The following is a 21731-nucleotide window of genomic DNA, read 5'->3' as shown; positions in this document are numbered from 1 at the left end:
TGTTATAACTAATTAGCATAGTTGATATTTATGTTGAAAAAATTATTGAAATATAGCTGGCCACCGGCAATTATAGCTGCTATTATATTTTACCTTTGCTGTCTGATTCCGAGCGATGATGTTCCCAATTCAGAAATTCCGCATTTCGACAAAATTGTGCATTTCTGTATGTATTTCGGGCTTTCGCTTGTTGCTTCATCCTACTATATCTACGAGAAAAAAGGTAAGGTTATTATCCTCAAATTGATTATATTTGCAATTATAATTCCCATATTTTATGGTGGACTAATTGAAATATTGCAAGAAGTTTTTTTCGACAGAAGTGGCGATTGGTTCGATCTGCTTGCCGATATGCTCGGCTCGTTAGCAGCACTTCCTTTCGCTCTGTCATTTAGGAAATTATTATTAAAACAACAAGAATTATGAAAAAGTTATGGCTTCTCTTGGCATTTATCTTAGTATTTGGTACAATGCAGGCACAAGATGTAGATAAACAATATAAGGTAAAAGTGGGCGACATGGCTCCCGATTTTGAAATGAGCCTGCCATCGGGTGAGATTGTAAAACTATCGTCACTTCGAGGTAAGGTCGTTATGCTTCAGTTCACAGCCAGCTGGTGTGGTGTATGCAGAAAAGAAATGCCTCACATAGAAAGTCAGATTTGGCAAAAGCATAAAAACAATCCCAACTTTGCTCTGTATGGCATAGACCGTGAAGAGCCTGCCGAAACTGTTATCAAATTTGCTGAAACAACAAAGGTTACCTACCCAATTGGACTAGATCCAAAGGCTGATATATTTGCACTTTATGCTGATCGTAAAGCCGGTATAACCCGAAATATTATTATAGATAAAGATGGAAAAATCGTAAAACTCACCCGCTTATTCGAAATGGAAGAGTTTAACGAAATGGTTAAATTAATAGATGGCTTATTAGCCGAATAAAATGGCTTGGATTTATTTACTCATAGCCGGTGCTGCTGAAATAGTATGGGCCTATGGTCTGAAGATGTCGCACGGCTTTACCAATATAGGATGGACTTTGTCCACTTTCTTTTTTATAGCATTTAGCTTTTATTTCTTTGCCCGCTCCATGCGGACAATACCAATAGGAACTGCTTATGCCGTATTTACGGGCATTGGAGCAGCGGGGACTGCTATTGTAGGAATCGTATATCTGAATGAGGATTTAAACTTTTTGAAAATAGCATCTCTAATTGTTCTTATTTCAGGCATAGTAGGCTTGAAAATGCTTGATAAAGGAGAGAGCAAAGGGCCGGAAACAAATAAAACAAAAGAACAATGATAAGTTGGTTATTACTTTTCTTAGCAGGTCTGTGCGAAATTGGATTCGTAACAATGATGAAGCTATCGAAGGGATTTAAAATATTGAAATTCTCAGTACTTACAATATTATTTATGGCGGTCAGTTTTACACTTCTATCCACTGCATTACGCACTATACAAATTGGTGTGGGTTATGCTGTATGGTCTGGAATCGGAGCAATAGGAAGCGTGCTTGCAGGTATGATCTTTTTCAAAGAATCGAAAGATATAAAAAAACTATTCTTCATATCGCTGATTATAATCGGTATCGTAGGACTTAAACTATCTACAAATTAATAAACAGACAAGAAAAATGAGTATTGTCATTATAAAGTATAACGCAGGAAATATATTCTCAGTCGAAAATGCGCTTAAACGCTTAGGAACCGAAGCCATTGTTACAGGTGATATTAAACTGATTCGTGAAGCCGACAAGGTTATATTTCCAGGAGTGGGCGAAGCCAGTTCGACGATGAAATATTTGCGGGAAAATGGCTTAGATAAATGTATCCAAGAATTAAAACAACCGGTATTGGGCATCTGTCTTGGAATGCAACTAATGTGTTCCCGATCGGAAGAAGGCAATGCCGATTGTCTGAATATTTTCGATATCGGCGTGAAGCGTTTCATATCACAGAAACACGAGGATAAAATTCCGCACATGGGCTGGAATACTATTACCAATCTGGAAGGTGCGATCTTCGACAACTCGATGGAGAATGAATATACTTACTTTGTACACAGCTACTATGTTCCAATGTGTGATCACACGGCTGCCACAACCGACTACATTCTTCCATTTAGCGCAGGATTACATAAAGAAAATTTTTATGCTACACAATTTCACCCCGAAAAGAGTGGAACGGTAGGCGAAGGTATATTACGAAATTTCTTAGATATAAAATAAATGATCGAGATTATTCCCGCTATAGATATTATTGACGGAAAGTGCGTGCGCCTTTCGCAAGGTGACTACAATATCAAAAAAGTATATAACGAAGACCCGCTCGAAGTAGCCAAGATGTTCGAAGATGCAGGTATTCACCGTTTACATCTGGTCGATCTGGATGGTGCAAAAGCAAAACATATTATCAATCATGCCGTTTTAGAAAAAATAGCTTCTAACACTTCTTTAACTATCGACTTTGGCGGTGGCGTACAGAGCGATGAAGACATAGACATCGCTTTTAATGCAGGTGCAGCAATGGTAACAGGTGGTAGCATTGCCGTAAGAGATAAGGAACTGTTCACAGGCTGGGTTAAGAAATATGGTGCTGATAAAATAATATTAGGCGCTGACTGCAAAGATCATAAAATAGCCGTTGCAGGCTGGCAGGAATCCACGTCTTTAGACATTCTTTCTTTTATAGGTGATTATAAAAAAGAGGGTGTGACAAAAGTAGTGTGTACAGACATAAGTAAAGATGGAATGTTGGAAGGTCCATCAACTGACCTGTATAAAGAAATACTAGTCTCTTTCCCCGATTTGTATCTGATTGCAAGCGGCGGAGTAAGCTGTTTTCAAGACATACTTGATCTTGAAAATGCAGGCGTACCCGCTGTAATACTGGGTAAAGCCATTTATGAAAACAGAGTAACCTTAGAAGAATTATCTAACTATAGTAAACACTAAAACTTATGCTAGCAAAAAGAATAATTCCTTGTTTAGATGTAAAAGACGGAATGACCGTAAAAGGTACAAACTTTGTCAATCTCCGTCAGGCAGGCGATCCCGTCGAATTAGCGATTCGTTATTGTAAAGAAGGTGCTGACGAACTTGTTTTTCTCGATATTACAGCTTCGCACGAAGAACGAAAAACATTTACAGATTTAGTAAAACGTATTGCCGAAAATATCAACATTCCCTTTACGATTGGTGGAGGTATTAACGAGCTATCGGATGTAGACCGGCTGTTAAGTGCAGGAGCCGATAAAGTGTCTCTGAACTCGATAGCTATAAGAAATCCTAAAATAATAGAAGAAATAGCGAAAAACTTTGGTTCTCAGGTGTGTGTTTGCGCAATAGATGCTAACTTTGAAGATGGCGCATGGAATTGTTACACAAGTGGCGGACGTATTAAAAGTGACAAAGAGCTTTTCTCATGGGCAAAAGAGGTTGAAAATCTTGGTGCAGGAGAAATCCTTTTCACAAGTATGAGCCATGATGGTGTGAAGACAGGTTACGCCAATGAGGCATTGTGCCAACTGTCCGAATCGTTGAATATTCCGATTATCGCATCAGGAGGTGCAGGTAGTATGGAACATTTCCGCGATGTGTTTACACAAGGAAAAGCTGATGCAGCATTAGCGGCAAGTGTTTTTCATTTCGGCGAGATCGATATAAAAGATTTGAAAGATTATTTGAGAAAAGAGAATATAAACGTAAGATAATGATGAATTATAAATTATGAGTGATGAATATAGTAAAAGATAAAAGCTATAAATTCGCCATAAGAATTGTTCGTTTATATAAATTCCTGACGAATGACAGAAATGAGTTTGTCTTAAGTAAACAGCTCTTGCGGAGTGGAACAGCAGTTGGAGCTTTAGTTAGAGAAGCTCAAAATGGAGAAAGCAAAGCGGATTTTATACACAAAATGGGCATAGCCCAAAAAGAATGCGATGAATCAATATACTGGATCGAATTACTTAAAGATACAGAATATATAAAAGAGTATGAATTTCGAACCATACATAATGATGCAACTGAAATATTAAAAATAATCAGAAGCATCATTCTGACTTCAAAAAATTCATAACTCATAACTTATAATTTATAATTAAATAACATGACTCTCGATTTTGATAAAGTAGGCGGACTCATCCCTGCCATTATACAAGATAATGAAACCAATAAAGTATTGATGCTTGGTTATATGAACCAAGAAGCTCTTACTAAAACAAAAGAGATTGGTAAAGTAACATTTTTCAGTCGTACTAAACAACGCCTATGGACTAAAGGCGAAGAAAGTGGTAACTTCCTCAACGTAGTAAGTATTGTTGATGATTGCGACCACGATACATTACTCATAAAAGTAAACCCTGTTGGCCCTGTTTGCCACACAGGAACAGATACTTGCTTCAACGAAGAGAATAAAGAAGATATACTCTTCCTGAAGTACCTTCAACACTTTATAGAGAAACGCTATAAAGATATGCCCGAAGGTTCTTATACGACCTCGCTTTTTGAGTCGGGTATAAACCGTATGGCACAGAAAGTTGGTGAAGAGGCTTTAGAATCTGTTATAGAGGCATGCAATGGCACAGACGACCGCCTAATCTACGAATCGGCAGATATGCTCTATCATTTGATCGTATTACTTACATCAAAAGGACTGAGTATTGAAGACCTATCTCGCGAACTTCAGAAAAGACATAAAAAATAATTACCCGCTATGAATAATGACAAAGATGTTATAGTTGAATATAAAGGTGTTGAGCTAGATCGTGATGGAAACGTTATTCTAAGCGACATTAATGTATCGATATGCGAAGGCGATTTTGTATATCTGATAGGAAAAGTCGGTGCAGGGAAAAGTACTTTTCTGAAAAGCCTTTATCGTGAAATACCGGTTAATAAGGGTACGGGAAGAATCTTGGAATACGAATTGGGAAGTATGAAAAAGAAAGACATTCCCTATCTGAGAAGAAAGATCGGTATCGTTTTTCAGGACTTTCAATTACTGATTGACCGCTCTGCGTCTAAGAATCTGGAATTTGTTCTTCGAGCCACAGGTTGGAGTAACAAAGATCTTATAGATATTCGTATCAATGAAGTACTTACACAAGTAGGTATGCAAAATAAAGGCTATAAAATGCCTCACGAACTATCGGGTGGCGAACAGCAACGTATTGTTATTGCACGTGCTTTACTTAATTCTCCCGAAATAATTCTAGCCGATGAACCTACGGGAAACCTCGACCCTGAAACAGGAAATCAAATTGTACAACTATTGCATGATATATCGAAAGAAGGAACGGCCGTCATTATGTCGACACACAACTATGCAGTAGTACAGAAATATCCCGGACGCATTGTAAAATGTGAAGACGGACACCTAAAAGAAGTAAATGTTGGAAACAGAGAGCATGCATAAGATGCTCTCGCACTAGCTGAACTTCTCACAATATTCTATTAATAACTTATGAAAATAATCATTATAATGTCTTCAATCCTCCTATCCTTAGCCATTACCTCATGCGATACAAATAAAGCGGTAAGAGCAGAATATGCGGGTGTTGACATTTCTGATAAAGCATCCATTGTTAGAGACAAGAATACAAAACAAGCATCGCTAATAATAGATACAGATGGTAAATGGGCACTATACGCAGGCCCATCTGCCGATCAAATCAATTTCGAAAAAGCCATAGCAACAGGCGAAAATAGCGGAACATTCCCATTAGATGGGAACGACTCAACCAGAACATATTTTCAACTTGTCACCAATGATGGGAAAGCAATCCTTGCCGAACGTCATTTGCCCATGGCAGGAGGATACAATTTCAGGGATATAGGAGGAATAAAGACTACAGACGGGAAATACGTTAAATGGGGAAAAGTTTTAAGATCTGACGAACTGCATAACCTTACAGAAGCCGATTTAAACTATTTGAGTAGTATTCCACTTATTTCGATTGTCGATTTCAGAGCTAACAACGAAGTAGAGAAAGCACCGGATAAAAACCCGGTTTCGTTACATAAAAACTATCATCTGCCTATCAGTCCGGGTAACTTACTATCCATAGAAAGTATAGTTACTTTACCTGAAGCAGATATGGACAGCATCATGAGAAATATAAATAAAATGCTGGTTACTGATAGTGCCAGTATAAAGCAATATAAAATATTTTTCGAGTTGCTGCAAAACGAGAAAGACATTCCACTTATGTTTCACTGCTCGGCAGGTAAAGACCGCACGGGTATGGGAGCTGCGCTATTTCTTTATTCATTAGGCGTTGATGAAGAAACAATACTTAAAGATTACTTGGCATCTAATAAATATCTAGGTGATAAATATACCCCTATAGTTTCGAAATATCCTAACTTAAAACCATTATTGGAAGTCAGACCTCAATATATACAAGCCGGCATCGAAGAAATAAAAAATAAATATGGTTCTATCGATAATTTCTTAACGAAAGAACTTAAAGTAGATACTCTAAAAATGAGAGAACTGTATTTATATTAAGAATCCATTTTAAGCATAAAACAATGATATTACAACGATTAGACATTTCGAGCAATAAAGAATATACTTTTGTGGAAAATCTATATATAGAATCTTTTCCCCTCAGTGAACGTCGCCCTGTGGAAAAAATGTTTAATCTCTACAAAGAGAATCCCAGATTTACAATTGCCATTCTAATTGAAGATGAACAACTTGTAGGTTTCCTAACCTATTGGGATCTGGATACATTTATCTATGCAGAACATTTTGCTATTTCGCCCGAATTTAGAAACGGTGGTTATGGCAAAAAAGTTATGGATTTATTTATTGAAGACATGTCGAAGCCTATAATATTGGAAGTAGAGCTTCCGACAACTATTCTTTCGGAGCGCCGTATTGGCTTCTATCAGCGTATAGGATTCAAACTGTGGGAGAATATACAATATCAACAGCCTCCTTATATACAAGGAGGAAGTAATATTCCAATGAAGCTCATGTCGATTGGTGATATAGACCTAGAAGCGAATATCACAGAAATAAGAAATGCAATATATAGCAATGCTTACGGTTGCTAAATAGCCATTGTCATCGAAAACTCTCTTTGATTTTATAAGGTAAAGAAATAAGTGAGTAAAATCTGCCAAATGAAGTCCAAAATATTACTTTGTACATTTTTCTTTTTGTTCTTAGTTACACCTTCAGCATACTCTCAGGAAAATGTGCAAACAAAGCAAATCAATCATAATGTCCACACTTGGAATGGGCTACTTACTACCCATCGTCTTTCTGACAATTGGGGAGTCACTGCCGATTTTATCATCAGAAGGGATGACTTTCTAAAAGAACCGGGGTTCTATTTTGCTCGATTAGGAGGAGGATATTGGTTTAATGACAATGTATCTGTCTCCGGAGCGTATGGTAATCTCTGGCTTTACAGGCCTCAACTTAGAGATAAAAACTTCACACTTGAATACCGTTTCGACCAACAATTAATAGTAGCATCCAGCCTTTGGAAGTTTAATGTAACGCAACGTTTCAGAATAGAATCCCGTTGGCGAGAAATAGTAGAAGGTGATCAAACAATGGGCAGAACGTTTTCGGAACGTATCAGATATTTATATACTTTCCGCTTACCCATATCTAAAAAACCTAACGTGCCACAATTGATGTTTAGCAACGAAGTCTTGCTCCAATTTGGCAAGCATATTGTTAATAATCCATTGGATCAGATTCGTTTATTTGTAGGTATTCGTCAATCGTTGGGTAAAGGTGTTGCTTATGATTTCGGATACTTCCCTATCTATCAGCAAACCGGTGCAGGAAATGTATATAACCTGAACCATACAGTGCGGCTTTTATTCTATTTCTCAACAAATAAGTCGAAGCTTGACAATCATAATCTTCAAATGGAAGAACAGGAGTAATATTTTCTGATAGAGTTCGTCTTGACTTTTAACCACAGAGTCGCACAGAGTACCACGGAGTATATATTACTGTAAAATTGAATGTTTCATCTTTAGAATATGATTCATTTCAGTACTGAACTTAAAAAACTCCGTAAAACTCCTTTTACTCTGTGGTTAAAGTAAAAGTCGAGACGACTTCACAAGTAAAAAAGATTGCCCGAAAATTTCTCTCGGGCAATCTAAACTCAAACATGCATTAAAACACAAACACTAAAAGGAAATCTATCCATCTTAATTAATTACTCGATATTAATTCCATCCCGGATTTTGCACTAAAGTAGGTGAGCGTTGAATCTCGGTTTCCATAATAGGGAACAAATAATGGCGTGGTACATCAAATACCCTCTCTTCCACGCAATAACGCTCCATTCTATACTTTACGCCATTTATTACAATCTTTCCGTTCGGATCTTCTACGGGACGCATACCATTAATCATACGCTGGCTTTTAGGGTATGATCTTAAACCTGTTGCCCAGTATTTCTGAGAACGTTCATCGTTTGTCGATCCGGCAGACTTCCAAGCTTGCTCCTTTATCAGCTCCCCTTCATTACTTGGCTCAACGTACAAGCGACAATCCCAAGCACGCTTATTCTCATAGTAAAACTCAACCCTGCGCTCGCGTTTAATGTACTCACGCATAAGATTTTTATCCATTTTGGTAGCAGGTGGCATTGGCGCCATAAACGAACGGGCTCTCACCGCATTTACCTTTTGATATATTTCTTCGTTTGGACCCGATATCTCATTTACCGCTTCACAGTAGATATAGACAAAGTCGGGCAGACGCCATATAGGAGGTGCACTTATACTAACGCTTCCGCTTCTATTCCATGAATCTCTGAAATATTTACGGTGATAATAGCCTGTTTTAGTAGCATTAGACGCGTTGATCTTATCAGAACCTGTAGCAACATCGACAATAGCCGGATTGTTATTACCATCGCGGAAAGGTGCTCCATGATAAATAATATCTCTATAAAAACGAGGATCACGCTTTACCGATTTATATGGATTGCCATCGTCATATCCGTCTGCTTTGGCTTTTGCCGAATATACGGGATAACCATATCCATCGGGCGAAATATATTCATACTCGTCTACTTGCTCTTGTACCGGTTGCTGACGGGCACTACCCCCACGAGACGGAGGGTACATATCGCCATACCAACCTTCATATTTGTCTTTTGTAACAAACCATACAGCTTCATTTTGAAATGCCGTCATATCATAATACATATCCCAGAGACGAGCATAGACAGTCGATTCATTCTTATTCTCCCCTGCGTCATCGTTAAAATCTGTTTCAGAGTGTGTATCATACAGTTTATACCTAAGCTTTCCATCGTTTTGACATTCTAATACAGCTTTTGCGGCATCTCTGGCCGAAACCCATCGTGATTGGTCGTAAGTATATTCATTTTCAAAAACACGCTCACCTGTGTAACCGGCCTCTTTCGCTCCATTCCAGAGAGGAGTGGCAGCAGTCCATCTGGCAATGGCAATAAGGCCTAAACATGCCCCTTTGTCAACTCGTCCGAAATGTTCACCTCCCCATGCTCCGGGAACTCTTTTGTATCCTTCCTCAGCATCGGCTACTATCTTCTCAACAATAGAGTGAACAGATTCTTTAGTAAAATCCATAGACGAATTGGGATCAACGGAATGATCTAAATAAGGAATTTCTCCGTATGAGCGCAAAAGTAAATAATGCAAATAACCCCTAAGGAAATAAACTTCTCCTATCCGTTTTTCTAAACTACCAGGTTCCAGTGGATTGTCGGGCGAATTATATTTTGCTACACCTTCAAGAATTACATTTGCACGTCTTATAAAAGCATAAATATCCCACCAGTATTGTCCATTGCTGCCTGCAAGGCTCATTGTACTCCAGTCGCCAGTATTGAACCGGTTTGTAATATTACCCTCAACTGTTGTTCCTTCAGCCTCGTCGGTAATCGCTGCCGACGAAAAGTGATAAAACCATGCTAAAGGTCTATTTGCCACTTTGGCTCTCGAATATAAATCTGTAACCAGCTTATTAACCTCAGTATAACGTGTAAAAACCTCTTCTTCCGTTTTCTGATCATCCGGCTGCTTATCAAGATAATCTTCGCAGGCAAAAGATAGTATCGCAAGCAGAATACAACTTATTATATATTTTATATTTCTCATATTCATTATAATTTATTGTTTTACAATTTTAGAATGTGACATCTACACCAAAGTTCATGACCTTAAGTACCGGATACCAGTAACCACTTGTTTGTCCTACTTCCGGATCGATATCAACATCACCCAAACCATCCCACGTAATTAAATTCTGGGCTTGAGCATAAAGCCGTACTTGCTTTAAACCTGTTTTACGAAGAAGATTACGCGGAAGATTATATCCCACCTCCACATTTTTCAATCGGATATACTTTGCATCGTACAAGAAAAGGCTACTTTGATTATTCTTATTATTTGTATGCGCCCCCATATGCAAAGCAGGATACTTGGCGGTTTCAGCAGTTTCGGGAGTCCATCGGTCTAAGTGCATAGGGCGCACCTTTCCCAATTTATCCTGATCATATTGCGGAAAATCCCAAACCGACCCATCAGTAAGCAATACCGATGTATTGGCAGCTCCCTGAAACAAGAAACTGATGTCGAATCCCTTATATTGCAATGTGATCGGAATACCAAATTGAATCTCGGGACTACGTGGATTTCCCATTATAGTACGGTCACCCAAATCATCTATTTTACCATCGCCATCTAAATCTTTGTAAACAACATCTCCCGGTATTAATTTGCCCCATGGTTGGAAACCATTACCATTATTCATACCGTTCAGTTTATCAGCCTCTTCCTGATTATTAACAAAATGATCAAATACATAAACGAAGTTTTCATATAATCGGGATCCTGTTTCAGTTCTCCAGCTATTTTCTCTGGGAATCTCATTCATAAACACAATTTTATTTCGTGCAAACGTTAAATTCGGTTTGATAAAATATCTGAAGTCTTTACCAATTTTATCAGACCAGGTAACTTCAAAATCAATTCCTCGGTTCCGTACTTTTCCCGAATTGATATACGGAGCGCCTTTACCTACTATTGTAGGGAAACCAAGTTTGTTGTCATCGCCGACATTGGTAATAATATCGTATCTGAATTCGTTAAACACATCAAATGCAATACCTAGCCTCTGATTTAAGAAAGAAGCATCGATCCCTATATTTGTTTTACGCGATTTTTCCCATGTCAAATCAGGATTGGCTAAGCGTCCTTCCCTTATCCCGCCGGGATTCGTATTGAAATACTGCGTACCGAAATCGTACCCGTCTCCTCCTTCGAAGAATGGTAAATATGCAAACCTTCCGCTAGGCAATTTATCGCTACCTACCAAACCGTAAGAACCTCTTAACTTAAGATGATCTAACCAAGATTTCGTACCATCCATAAACTTCTCGTTCGACATAACCCAACCGGCAGATGCTGCGGGAAAGAACCCGAAACGTTTGCTTTTTGCAAAATTCTCCGATCCGTTATATCCAAAATTAAATTCGAACAGATAACGTTTATCATAATTATAAGTCGTTTGCCATGTTAAACCCTGATAGCGATAATCAACATCAGCTCTATCAGTTGTATATGCGCTTTGAGATGAACGATTCAATAATGCCATCGCTGCAACTTCATGCAGTTTATTAAAAATATTGGCATAACTGAGTCTAAACTGAAAATAGGTTCTGTTGCTAGGAGCAGACTGAGTCAATCTATTACGGACTGTTTGATCAACATCAAATTTATTACCTGTCTTAAAGGCACCATCATAAAAGCCGGGGGTCATAAACACATCTCGTCCGTCTACCGGTTGAAATGTCGCATAACCGGGATATTCACGGTAACCTTCGCTATACGTTTCCACATCTCTGTAAATCCATTGCTCTTCTTTGGTATCGTACGAAAATAGCCCTTCAATTTTAAGTCCGTCTGTAATAAAATCGAGATCGTATCCCATAGAATAACTACCATCGAATGAAGATATTTTTTGGTTATGGTATCCTGTACGGCTTAACTCACCCAGTATATTGAAACGATACAACTGATCTCCAAAAAGTAACCCTTGAGGGTTATTCAGTATGTACGCCTGATTAGCTGGATTATCGTTAGGTGCCAGTGTTATGGGCAAATGGGGAGGTTGTGTCATTGCGAGTGTCATAAGTCTGGATGCACTTGTTCCCGGTGCATTACGATCTGTAATGCGTGCTCCGAGATCTAATCTGACCCAGAATTTATCTGTGATATTGACATCGATATTAGATCGGAAATTATATCTTTTAAAAACGGCCTGCGTATCCGATTCACCCAAATCGGTATGCTTATAATTACCCCCTTGTTGGAAATAGCCTGCCATTACATAATAACGGGCTCTGTCATTTCCACCGCGTACCGATAATGTATAATCTTGTTGTTTCCCAGTCTTAAATATATAGTCGAAATAATCCCAATTGTAGCCTAAGCCATCACTATTATCACCTTTAGCCATTCGGAATTTATCAATAGCATCCTGAGTAAATAAATTCGTCATACCGGGATTGTCATTTCTCATAGCCTCGTTATATAGCATTGCATAATCGCCAGACCCTAATAATGAAGGTAATTTGGTCGGACTATTAAATCCGTATGCTGCTTTAAAATTTACTGTTGCACCATCCTGAGCCTTTCCTCTTTTGGTTGTTATTACCACAACACCATTGGCTCCACGTATTCCGAAAGGGGCAGTAGATGACGCATCTTTCAGAATAGTAAATGTCTCTATTTCTTCCGGCGAGATATACGACATCTCACGTTCCACACCATCTACGATAACGATGGGCGATTGATCGCCATAAGTTGCTTTACCTCTGATAAATATTTCACTCTTATCGACTCCGGGTTCTCCCCCACTATACTGATTAACAATCAGCCCCGGAAGACGCCCAGCCAAAGCATTATTGATATTTGCCGTAGGGCTTTGTACCAGATCCCGGGTAGTAATAGTAGATACTGCTCCGGTTATTGTCATTTTCTTTTGCGTAGTATAACCAACTACTACCACTTCTTCCAATGCTTTGGTATCCTCCACTAGATAAATCTCGAGAGTCTTCTTACCTGCTAAAGATATCTCCTGTGGCTGAAAACCTAAGTAGGAAAACGTGAGTAAAGCATTTGCAAATGGAACTGTGATGGTGAAATTGCCATCAGTATCAGTCATTGTTGCAGTATTAGTTCCTTTAACGATTACACTTACTCCCGGTAAGGTTTCTTTTGTTGATTGATCGAATACTTTACCTGTAACCTTAGTGGCATCTTGCTGCGTACTGTTTATTTCATTCTTGCTTACGCCAATAGCATTTATCCTGATACTACCTCCCAGCATAAAAAATGTAATCAGGAAAAGTAGCGTTCGGATATGAACGTGCGTATTCTGCATAGAACCGTTTTTTTCCATAGTCAATAAGATATTAGATTAATAATAAATGTTTTAACTGAATCTCATCCTCTAATGCTAATATGTAAGAAGCAGAAACAAAGGCATGAGAATCACGATTAATAGGTTAACTGTTAATTTAAGATTTGCGTCTCATCATAGGCCTCGATTTAAAATATTAGACATAGGTTTATAGCTCAATACCCGATTGAGATTAAGGAAATGTTCTAATTTTGGACGGAAAATAAGAATTGATATGGCTAAGGTAGGTATATAGAAAAATAGAACAGGAACTAATTCTCTTAAGAAAATCAGCCTATTCTTTGATATAAATAATATTTTGGTTAAATTATCGCAGGGGTGCCCGTTATAGTGATGGCTCTCTCTCTCTCTCTCTCTCTCTCTCTCTCTCTCTCTCTCTCTCTCTCTCTCTCTCTCTCTCTAATAAAATAGAGCTAACCTCCAAATTTCCAAGAAAGAAAATGGTTGAATCAGTAATAAATTTTTGAGGATATTTTAGCATTAAATAAGGTCTTGATATACTTCGTATAATAATATCGACAGCAAATATAGCACATAATATAAAATATACAAATATTTATTAATAAAAACATTGTTATAATCAAACCCCACTGAAAATAACATACACAATTACCATCACATCTATACTTATTAAATAAGATTACAATACACCAATATATCATAAAACAAATAACACACAACACATATTATTTACAAAAAAAGGAGTTGCCAAATTTGACAACTCCTTTCAAGCAAAATATATAATTTTATACTTCTATTATCTTAATAGCATATTCTTAATATCAGGATTTGCCAAGAATCGTGCAAATTCTCCATCAATAGCGATATCGGATGCTGATGCACCATTATCTAACGCCGATTTAAGATTTCCAGCTACACCTGCCGCATTATTTGTTCTGGCAGCAACAATAGCCGCCAAATAGTAAGTTGTTGCATCCTTAGTAGGAACAGCATCTAATATTTGTAGAGCTTTACTATAATTCTTAGTCAATAGTTGAGCTAAAGCAGCATTGTTCGATTTAGTTTCACCAAAAGCCTGAACAGCTTTGCTGTATTCGCCATTCTTAATATATAGCAATCCTAAAGCTTCACCTAAAGTATTTGCTCCGGCTGCACTACCCAATAATTGCTCTGCCTTAGCAGTATTATTATCAGCCATTGCTAACAAAGCAAGATTCATATTTGCTTCAGGGGCACGGGATGAAACTTGATTTGCTTTAGTGAATGCTTGCGAAGCTTTAGCCATATCTCCTCTTTCGAAGTAATATGCTCCTAGGTTATTCCATCCACGGTAATCGTTAGGGTATTTTTGAGTCACGTATGTATATACTTTATCTTTTGAAACACCATCTAAAGTTGCAGCATATAACAATTCTTCTACTGATAAACCAGTCATACCAGAGTTTACGGCAGCCTTCAATTCTTCATTTGTTTTTCCAATAACTTCAACATTTGCAATCAAACGCGAACGACGAAGTTTTGGTAGAATAGTTGCAGCCAAATCTGAATATACAATAGAAATATTCTTAATTTCTTTTTCTCTTTCTACAGGATCAGAATACATAGAAAGGACACTCAATATCAGATCTTTATCTTGCAAACTAGAAGCTTGAACAAGTTTTTGGAATCCTTCCCAGTCTTGAGCCGTATATTTTGCATTGATTTCTGTATCAACATTCTTTTTCTCGAACTCTTTCGACAAGAATTTAGTTGTATTTTGCTCACGTTTTTCTGCTAGTTTTTCATTCAATTCAAAACCACCATCAGGAGAAGCATAAGCAGAAACCTCAACATTTACATTTTTACGATCATTATGATCTGCTTCTTTTACAAGATCTTGCCATGCTGCAAGGTTTTTAGATGTCAATTCGCTAGAACGCAGTTCTGCTTGTTGAATCAAGAACATTATATCAGCATCGTAAGTCTCTTTAATAATACGTTGGAAAGCATCCGGAGCAACCGCAGGAGTCGAAGATGCAGCACTTGCCAAAGCAGCTGTTGCTATCACACCATCGGCAATCTTCATATCAGGGAAATTAACAAGGGCCTTACCATTCTTAAGTACATCGACTCTCAAGCAAAGTTCCGATTTTTTCATTGCCGGAATGTAGTCGAAAGCCGATCGAAGAGTAATTGCGCCGCCGTCAGCCTGACTTATAACAATACCGTTTCCGGCAACTTTCTCTCCTTGGTAGGTTTCTGATGTCCCTAAAGCTTCACCACCATCGTATTTCAATACCGGCGTTACGATAACTGTTACATTTTTGTCGAACCATTTTGCAGGGAAACGACCATTGACTGTTACCGGAACTTTTGTTCCCACTAACTCTAAAGGAGATGGATTTGCTGTGAACAACGAACTTGATAACGGATTCATTTTCTTACTACACGAAGTCATCATTATAGCCGCAAAAGCTATAAAGCATAGAAATAATTGTAATCTCTGTTTTTTCATAGAGCTAAAATTACTGATTTTATTATTGATATTATATGATTAACCTTATCATACAAAGCTAGCCTATTTATTTGGCACAATAGAATGTTGAAATCACTGTTTTCTCCTATCCATACTAGTTTTAATATTTTTTAATCTTTCAGCATTTTCACCGCCACTGTTGCTGAAGCATAAATAGCATTTTCAATGAATGCAGAATAGATTGCCTCATTCAGCGACACATTTATAGAAGCATAATCCGAAGAATCTACCCATACACGTATAGTAACATCTATTGTCCCATTATTAAGCATAGTTACCCCAACAAAAGGAGCCGGACTTTGTTTTATTTTAGCTTCTTTGCTGATAACCGATGAAAGAATATCTTTTACTTGCGAAATATCAGCCCCATAGCCAACAGACAGAGTAATATCGATACGCCTCTCATTTTGAGTAGAATAATTTGTAATACTACCTGTAGACAAAGGACCATTGGGCATAAATATCGTCCTATTATCTCCTGTCAGAAGTACAGTATATAGAATACCAATCGATTGAACAACTCCATCCATACCTTGTGCTACAATACGATCTCCAATCTTAAATGGTTTATTGATAAGAATCATTATACCACCCGCAAAATTAGACAGGTTATCTTTCATTGCCATACCAATAGCCAAACCTGCAGCGGCCAGAATTGCAGCGAAAGAAGTCAAAGAGAATCCCAAGATATTAACAATAAGCAGGAATAGAGTAATTTGAAGTGTTATATTGGCCAGGCTATCTAAGAAAGATTTTACTGTACTCTCAATATGGCGTTTTTCAAGAAAACGACCAATCAATTTTCGCAGCCACCCAATAAGCCAACGGCCAACAAAAAAGATTATAGCAGCCAGAATTATCTTCTGACCCAACACAATAGCATGGTCGAATAACTGACCTAACAAATTATCGATTCGGGAAACTGATAGTTCTCCATTTTGAAGCACTTCTGCCGGAATTACATCTAAAAACATCATAGCTTATTTTTTAATTATGAATTAAATTAATTATATTGCAAAAATTTCAATAGTAAAGGAATAAAAAAGAAAAGAATTATCTTCCCAAAAAGTCAGAACTTATGGGTAACCTTATTTGTTACATTTTAATAAGGCAACAAACTAAACTCTAATTTAAAACAAAATAATTATGAAAAAGTTATTATTTACGTTTATTTTATTAATCACTTCTTTTTCTGTTATTGCTTGTAGTAATGATGATGACGACAGAATTATTTCGCTAAAAGAGCTTCCAGCAATTTCTCAAGCTTTTTTAGAGAAGCACTTCCCTGAACAAACAGTAACGTTGGCCGAAAAAGATGATGATGGCTATGAAGTTGTTTTGAATAATAAATTCAAAATTGATTTTTCATTATCGGGCGATTGGGATGATATCAATGGATATGGACAGGCAATTCCCAAAAGTATATTAGAATTACTACCTACAGGAATTGTTTCACATGTTGAAACAAACTATCCTGCGGAAACATTTATAACCGAGATTAATAAAGAAACTTATGGATTTGAAATAGAATTATCGAATAAGTTAGAATTAAAATTTAAGTCTGACGGTACATATATTGGGATTGATAAGTGATATTGATAAGACAAAAAAATTCACACAGGAGATACTAAATGTTTAGTATCTCCTGTTTTGTTATACACTTAAGCACATTCATTTACCTTAACCTATTAATTACTGGGCATAATATTCTCTAAAAGTTTTCACTTCAACAAAATATTTAATACTTAATCATTTGCATTACAACGATTAATATTTAAATTTGCCGACAGTTAAGGAATTTGTTAAATTTCATGCATCATATTACTCAAAATATGACGTAAATATTACCACCAAAACTTAAATATCTTTTACAAAACTTTTTTCTCACCCGTCTCCAACTAGAGAGGCTGAGGCTACTTAACCAACAAACATATGAAGATAAACTATCTGACAAAAAAATTCTTATTTTTTCTACTTATGGCTTCTTCCTCAACATTAAATGCCCAAGTAACTATTGGCTCTGATATTCCTCCAAAAGAAGGCGCTTTACTCGAATTAAAAAACAATATCGATGGCTCATCAACTAAAGGGTTAGGTATGCCACGAGTGGCAATTATCAGCTTAACTGACATCAAGTTAAGTATACCCAGTGTTCAAGTAGGGGAAGAATCCCAACATGCCGGATTAATGGTGTATAATGTAAATGAAGACCAATGTGCCCCGGCCCCTATCTTTAAAGGTTTATATGTCTGGGACGGTTCTGTATGGCAGCATCTAGGTAATGCAACATTTCCTGATGTTCAAATATATCAGGATCAGGATGGCAACGACTTTAAAGCCCGTCAGTTTGGTGCAGCAGGTGTATGGATGGTAGAGAACCTATATGTAAAAAACTTTGCGCCCGGTATGGGCGGTGCACCTATACCTTTACCCACCGGTACTATTGTTTATAGTACTATAGCCTACGTCTATCCTAAAGGAACCTCTAGCAACTGGAGTGCTGTACCTCCCACTTGGGATAAAAGTCAGGGGTTGCTCTATACTTGGGCTACTGCTGCAAAAGGCAATACATCGGCAGCGAATCAAGGTCAGATATCCGGGGCAAGTCCCGGCGTGGCAGAGGTGGAAAATATTGGACCTCTTGGTAGTGTTCCTCTTAAGTACGTACAGGGCGTTTGCCCTGATGGCTGGCATTTACCAAGTGACCGCGAATGGAATGAGCTTGAAAAAGAAATCTACAACAAAGCGAATATTTATAGCACTTCATCATCGTCGGAATTCTCTCCTACTACGTGGGTTTCAAGCTGGGAAACAACTCCTGATGATCGTGGTTCTAGTAGCACTCACGGTCATGCTAATGCAATGATGGTTCAATGTAGATTAGCGGGTAGCGGCATTGGTAATCCTGCCGGAACAAGTAGACCCGCAGCACAAGGAGGCTTTAGCGCCACTCTTCCCGGTGGCATATTCGCCAGCAGCGCACAAAACTATGGCTATTATAATTACTTATGGTCAAGCAGCTCCGCGGGCAATAGCGAGTCCGCATGGTCTCGGGATATTCATGTAAATAAAGCTACAGTAGCCCGTAAGAACAGCTCCCGAAATAGTATGTACTCGGTAAGATGCAAAAAGAATCAATAAATTAAATGATATCCTCATCGATATGTAATATTAATAAAGCACAGTAAAATTCTGACAGAGGATACTAAACATGCAGTATTCTCTGTTTTTATCACACGCTTATATATTTAGTATATTTAAGCAACTGATATCATTTTAAGTTAAAAAAAACGATTCAAATTCAATTATTAAGCCACATTCTCTAAATATTTACATCACAACAAATAATAACCCTTAATCATTTGGATTATAGCGATTTATATCTATATTTACAGAGTATTAATGAAGAGTTTATTAGACTTTATAATTCATTTGTTCTAGATTAATATATACTGGAATTATTTTATACAACTACTCTTCTTCTTTTTCTTCCAAATTATTAGGAAAAAAGAGAATGATTAACACTAAAAAGCAGATGAAAAAGAAATATTTAAGAGAGTTTTTTATAATTACTTTCCTCTTCCTTTTTTCAATAGTAAATGCTCAGGTAACTATTGGCTCTGATACTCCTCCAGGAATAGGATCCCTGCTTGATTTAAAAGAGAAAGCCGATGGCACGTCAACCAGAGGGCTAGGTATGCCACGGGTAGCAATTACTAATTTAACAGACATCAAAGTAAATATTCCTAGTGTTCTGGCCGGAGAAGAATCCGCACATACAGGCTTGATGGTTTACAATATCAACGAAAATTGGTGCTTAAAAACGCCTATCACTAAAGGTCTTTATGTATGGGATGGTTCGATGTGGGAGAATCTTCTCTCACAGGAATCTCGTGAGGTAACAACCTATAAAGATCAGGATGGAAATAATTTTAGGGCACGAAGGTTTGGAAATGCGGGAATTTGGATGATAGAAAACCTTGCAGCAAAAACCTATGCTTCGGGCGTGGGCGGCGGTAATATCCCAGTTCATGCCGGTGGCCAAAACACTAGTACTGAAGGTCGTGCCTATCCTCAACCTACTAGTAGCAGCGGAACCGACTGGGGAGCCGTGCCTCCCACATGGGAAAAGAAACACGGATTGCTTTACAGCTGGCCGACAGCTGCGAAAGGTAATACTTCTACTGTGGATCAAGGTCAGGGAGCAGCAGAAGAAAATATTGGAGTAATGATTCAGGGAGTTTGCCCTGACGGCTGGCATTTACCGAGCGATCGCGAATGGAATGAACTTGAAAAGGAGATTTATAATAATGCCGGCACGTATAGTAGTTCGTCGACTTCAAGTTTCAATCCGACATCATGGAATCCGGCATGGGAAACAACTGTCGGCCACCGTGGTTCTGGTTCTCCTAGCGGACACAGCACTGCTATGAAAAGTGAGTGTCCTCCAACTGGTAGTACCAAGATTAATGGCACAAGTAAATCTGCGGCACAGGGTGGATTCGCAAGTATACTTACCGGCTATGTGGACGGCGTCACAATCCAGAGTTATGGTGCAAGTACTTTTTTTTGGTCCAGTAGTAGCTCCGAGACCGCTGGTGGTACCAACGCATACTACCGGAACTTATATAAAGACACCATTACAATCTTCCGAAGTCCCATCCGTCGGTTCTACTTGTGTGCGGTCAGGTGCAAGAAAAACTGAATTTCTTTTTTAAACCATAGTCGATTTAGTTACTTTACCGAGACAGATAAGTAATATCAATAACGTATAAACAAGCTTACACAGAGAATACTATATCGCTTAGTATTCTCTGTTTTGATATATACTTATATATTATGCTATGAAATATATAACTTTACTTCTTCAACATAGAAAACTATATTTTGGACAACAAACAAATAACTGATCTTAAGGATTTTCTCAACCAAAAGGTAGAGCAATACAACACTCCCGATTTTATTGCAAACGATCCTATCTGCATTCCCCATAGTTTTACATCGAAACAAGACATTGAAATTATGGGATTCTTTGCTTCGATATTCGCATGGGGGCAACGCAAGACTATTATAAATAAATGTAAAGAACTTGCTCTAAGAATGGATAACAGTCCTCATGATTTTATAACGAATCACAAAGATTCGGATCTGAAAGTTCTACTGGAATTTAAACATCGTACATTCAATGACACCGATCTGCTATACTGTATCCACTTCATGAAACAGCATTATGCCAAATATGAAAGTTTAGAGGATGCCTTTGTTTCAATGCCAGATATGAGTGCAGAAGAAGCTTTAAATCATTTCGAATCTTATTTCTTTTCTCTACCCGAAGCTCCCCATCGCACGCGGAAGCATATCCCATCCCCTCACCGACAATCGGCATGTAAACGATTGAATATGTACCTGCGATGGATGGTCAGGGATGACAATAAAGGTGTAGACTTTGGCATATGGAAACAACTGAAACCAAAAGATCTTATTTGCCCTTTAGACCTTCATGTAGAGCGCACGGCACATATGTTAGGACTATTACAACGAGACAAAGCCGACTGGAAAGCAGCAATTGAACTAACCGAAAATTTAAGATTGTTAGATATTAATGATCCTGCAAAATATGATTTTGCCCTGTTTGGAATCTCTATCGAAGAAAAATGTCTCATTGATAGAAGTATACGAATATAGAACGACGAATTTTTAACATGTAAATCAACAATATACATGTTTTATATACGTAAACTTAATTTTTTAGTATCTTTGCTCTGTTATTCGAACTTATATTATTCGACA

The 21731-nt window shown here is 37.8% G+C and carries 21 protein-coding genes; 17 read left to right on the top strand and 4 right to left on the bottom strand.

The window, feature by feature from the left end; genetic code table 11:
* Window positions 1-30 precede the first annotated feature (30 nt).
* From G7Y56_RS11125 to G7Y56_RS11065, 13 genes are all read left to right on the top strand, one after another.
* Complete coding sequence (locus G7Y56_RS11125) at window positions 31-426, top strand: VanZ family protein (protein WP_165043452.1); 396 nt, start codon at window positions 31-33, stop codon at window positions 424-426.
* A complete protein-coding gene (locus G7Y56_RS11120; protein ID WP_165043450.1) occupies window positions 423-944 on the top strand; it encodes a TlpA disulfide reductase family protein in 522 nt (173 codons plus the stop codon). Before G7Y56_RS11125 ends, G7Y56_RS11120 begins: the two co-directional genes overlap by 4 nt.
* A 1-nt stretch (window position 945) precedes the next feature.
* The gene (locus G7Y56_RS11115; RefSeq protein ID WP_165024461.1) at window positions 946-1305 is read left to right on the top strand and encodes a multidrug efflux SMR transporter; all 360 of its coding nucleotides are present in this window, start codon (window positions 946-948) and stop codon (window positions 1303-1305) included.
* Window positions 1302-1622, top strand: coding sequence for a multidrug efflux SMR transporter (locus G7Y56_RS11110; protein WP_304487066.1), 321 nt, complete (start codon window positions 1302-1304; stop codon window positions 1620-1622). Before G7Y56_RS11115 ends, G7Y56_RS11110 begins: the two co-directional genes overlap by 4 nt.
* 16 nt (window positions 1623-1638) lie before the next feature.
* Window positions 1639-2232 carry an imidazole glycerol phosphate synthase subunit HisH gene (gene hisH / locus G7Y56_RS11105; protein WP_165043448.1) on the top strand — a complete coding sequence of 198 codons (594 nt, stop codon included), beginning with the start codon at window positions 1639-1641 and terminating at the stop codon, window positions 2230-2232.
* Window positions 2233-2958 carry a 1-(5-phosphoribosyl)-5-[(5-phosphoribosylamino)methylideneamino]imidazole-4-carboxamide isomerase gene (gene hisA, locus G7Y56_RS11100; protein WP_165043446.1) on the top strand — a complete coding sequence of 242 codons (726 nt, stop codon included), beginning with the start codon at window positions 2233-2235 and terminating at the stop codon, window positions 2956-2958. It begins immediately after the preceding gene.
* A gap of 5 nt (window positions 2959-2963) precedes the next feature.
* Entirely contained in the window at window positions 2964-3716 is a 753-nt protein-coding gene (gene hisF, locus G7Y56_RS11095; RefSeq protein ID WP_165024468.1) for an imidazole glycerol phosphate synthase subunit HisF, read from the top strand.
* A gap of 23 nt (window positions 3717-3739) precedes the next feature.
* Window positions 3740-4084, top strand: coding sequence for a four helix bundle protein (locus tag G7Y56_RS11090; protein ID WP_165024471.1), 345 nt, complete (start codon window positions 3740-3742; stop codon window positions 4082-4084).
* Window positions 4085-4114: 30 nt separating this feature from the next.
* Window positions 4115-4711, top strand: a complete 597-nt coding sequence (gene hisIE / locus G7Y56_RS11085; RefSeq protein WP_165024473.1) for a bifunctional phosphoribosyl-AMP cyclohydrolase/phosphoribosyl-ATP diphosphatase HisIE — start codon at window positions 4115-4117, stop codon at window positions 4709-4711.
* A 9-nt stretch (window positions 4712-4720) separates the two neighbouring features.
* Window positions 4721-5422 carry a cell division ATP-binding protein FtsE gene (locus tag G7Y56_RS11080; RefSeq protein ID WP_165024476.1) on the top strand — a complete coding sequence of 234 codons (702 nt, stop codon included), beginning with the start codon at window positions 4721-4723 and terminating at the stop codon, window positions 5420-5422.
* A gap of 48 nt (window positions 5423-5470) precedes the next feature.
* On the top strand, window positions 5471-6517 hold the full coding sequence (locus G7Y56_RS11075) for a tyrosine-protein phosphatase (protein WP_165024478.1): 1047 nt from the start codon (window positions 5471-5473) through the stop codon (window positions 6515-6517).
* 23 nt (window positions 6518-6540) lie between these two features.
* Window positions 6541-7071, top strand: a complete 531-nt coding sequence (locus G7Y56_RS11070) for a GNAT family N-acetyltransferase (RefSeq protein ID WP_165043444.1) — start codon at window positions 6541-6543, stop codon at window positions 7069-7071.
* Between the two features lie 69 nt (window positions 7072-7140).
* Complete coding sequence (locus tag G7Y56_RS11065) at window positions 7141-7920, top strand: DUF2490 domain-containing protein (RefSeq protein WP_165043442.1); 780 nt, start codon at window positions 7141-7143, stop codon at window positions 7918-7920.
* 291 nt (window positions 7921-8211) lie between these two features.
* On the opposite strand, the gene G7Y56_RS11060 is transcribed toward G7Y56_RS11065, so the two are convergent.
* The 4 genes from G7Y56_RS11060 to G7Y56_RS11045 form a co-directional block, all read right to left on the bottom strand.
* Window positions 8212-10137, bottom strand: coding sequence for a RagB/SusD family nutrient uptake outer membrane protein (locus G7Y56_RS11060; RefSeq protein ID WP_165043440.1), 1926 nt, complete (start codon window positions 10135-10137; stop codon window positions 8212-8214).
* A 28-nt stretch (window positions 10138-10165) separates the two neighbouring features.
* Entirely contained in the window at window positions 10166-13372 is a 3207-nt protein-coding gene (locus tag G7Y56_RS11055) for a TonB-dependent receptor (protein WP_165043491.1), read from the bottom strand.
* Window positions 13373-14222: 850 nt separating this feature from the next.
* Window positions 14223-15920, bottom strand: coding sequence for a hypothetical protein (locus G7Y56_RS11050; protein WP_165043438.1), 1698 nt, complete (start codon window positions 15918-15920; stop codon window positions 14223-14225).
* A 131-nt stretch (window positions 15921-16051) separates the two neighbouring features.
* Window positions 16052-16918 carry a mechanosensitive ion channel family protein gene (locus tag G7Y56_RS11045; RefSeq protein WP_255498728.1) on the bottom strand — a complete coding sequence of 289 codons (867 nt, stop codon included), beginning with the start codon at window positions 16916-16918 and terminating at the stop codon, window positions 16052-16054.
* Window positions 16919-17087: 169 nt separating this feature from the next.
* Here G7Y56_RS11045 and G7Y56_RS11040 point away from each other — a divergent pair, with 169 nt between their 5' ends.
* The 4 genes from G7Y56_RS11040 to G7Y56_RS11025 all read left to right on the top strand — a co-directional run bounded on the left by G7Y56_RS11040 (window position 17088) and on the right by G7Y56_RS11025 (window position 21626).
* On the top strand, window positions 17088-17534 hold the full coding sequence (locus G7Y56_RS11040; RefSeq protein WP_165043436.1) for a PepSY-like domain-containing protein: 447 nt from the start codon (window positions 17088-17090) through the stop codon (window positions 17532-17534).
* A gap of 384 nt (window positions 17535-17918) precedes the next feature.
* A complete protein-coding gene (locus G7Y56_RS11035; protein ID WP_165043434.1) occupies window positions 17919-19082 on the top strand; it encodes an FISUMP domain-containing protein in 1164 nt (387 codons plus the stop codon).
* Window positions 19083-19476: 394 nt separating this feature from the next.
* Window positions 19477-20646: an FISUMP domain-containing protein gene (locus tag G7Y56_RS11030; protein ID WP_165043433.1), complete on the top strand. Its 1170-nt coding sequence runs from the start codon at window positions 19477-19479 to the stop codon at window positions 20644-20646.
* Window positions 20647-20828: 182 nt separating this feature from the next.
* Window positions 20829-21626 carry a TIGR02757 family protein gene (locus G7Y56_RS11025; protein WP_221412555.1) on the top strand — a complete coding sequence of 266 codons (798 nt, stop codon included), beginning with the start codon at window positions 20829-20831 and terminating at the stop codon, window positions 21624-21626.
* Window positions 21627-21731: the final 105 nt, after the last annotated feature.

It is taken from the genome of Dysgonomonas sp. ZJ709, from assembly GCF_011039195.1.
Taxonomy (GTDB): domain Bacteria; phylum Bacteroidota; class Bacteroidia; order Bacteroidales; family Dysgonomonadaceae; genus Dysgonomonas.
Note: the sequence above shows the minus strand (reverse complement) of the source record. Positions and strands in the feature narration are given on the sequence as shown.

Coding starts and splice junctions, on each gene's coding strand:
- G7Y56_RS11125 (WP_165043452.1), top strand. CDS start 31: ATGTTGAAAAAATTATTGAAATATAGCTGGCCACCGGCAATTATAGCT.
- G7Y56_RS11120 (WP_165043450.1), top strand. CDS start 423: ATGAAAAAGTTATGGCTTCTCTTGGCATTTATCTTAGTATTTGGTACA.
- G7Y56_RS11115 (WP_165024461.1), top strand. CDS start 946: ATGGCTTGGATTTATTTACTCATAGCCGGTGCTGCTGAAATAGTATGG.
- G7Y56_RS11110 (WP_304487066.1), top strand. CDS start 1,302: ATGATAAGTTGGTTATTACTTTTCTTAGCAGGTCTGTGCGAAATTGGA.
- hisH (WP_165043448.1), top strand. CDS start 1,639: ATGAGTATTGTCATTATAAAGTATAACGCAGGAAATATATTCTCAGTC.
- hisA (WP_165043446.1), top strand. CDS start 2,233: ATGATCGAGATTATTCCCGCTATAGATATTATTGACGGAAAGTGCGTG.
- hisF (WP_165024468.1), top strand. CDS start 2,964: ATGCTAGCAAAAAGAATAATTCCTTGTTTAGATGTAAAAGACGGAATG.
- G7Y56_RS11090 (WP_165024471.1), top strand. CDS start 3,740: ATGAATATAGTAAAAGATAAAAGCTATAAATTCGCCATAAGAATTGTT.
- hisIE (WP_165024473.1), top strand. CDS start 4,115: ATGACTCTCGATTTTGATAAAGTAGGCGGACTCATCCCTGCCATTATA.
- G7Y56_RS11080 (WP_165024476.1), top strand. CDS start 4,721: ATGAATAATGACAAAGATGTTATAGTTGAATATAAAGGTGTTGAGCTA.
- G7Y56_RS11075 (WP_165024478.1), top strand. CDS start 5,471: ATGAAAATAATCATTATAATGTCTTCAATCCTCCTATCCTTAGCCATT.
- G7Y56_RS11070 (WP_165043444.1), top strand. CDS start 6,541: ATGATATTACAACGATTAGACATTTCGAGCAATAAAGAATATACTTTT.
- G7Y56_RS11065 (WP_165043442.1), top strand. CDS start 7,141: ATGAAGTCCAAAATATTACTTTGTACATTTTTCTTTTTGTTCTTAGTT.
- G7Y56_RS11060 (WP_165043440.1), bottom strand. CDS start 10,137: ATGAGAAATATAAAATATATAATAAGTTGTATTCTGCTTGCGATACTA.
- G7Y56_RS11055 (WP_165043491.1), bottom strand. CDS start 13,372: ATGCTGGGAGGTAGTATCAGGATAAATGCTATTGGCGTAAGCAAGAAT.
- G7Y56_RS11050 (WP_165043438.1), bottom strand. CDS start 15,920: ATGAAAAAACAGAGATTACAATTATTTCTATGCTTTATAGCTTTTGCG.
- G7Y56_RS11045 (WP_255498728.1), bottom strand. CDS start 16,918: ATGATGTTTTTAGATGTAATTCCGGCAGAAGTGCTTCAAAATGGAGAA.
- G7Y56_RS11040 (WP_165043436.1), top strand. CDS start 17,088: ATGAAAAAGTTATTATTTACGTTTATTTTATTAATCACTTCTTTTTCT.
- G7Y56_RS11035 (WP_165043434.1), top strand. CDS start 17,919: ATGGCTTCTTCCTCAACATTAAATGCCCAAGTAACTATTGGCTCTGAT.
- G7Y56_RS11030 (WP_165043433.1), top strand. CDS start 19,477: ATGAAAAAGAAATATTTAAGAGAGTTTTTTATAATTACTTTCCTCTTC.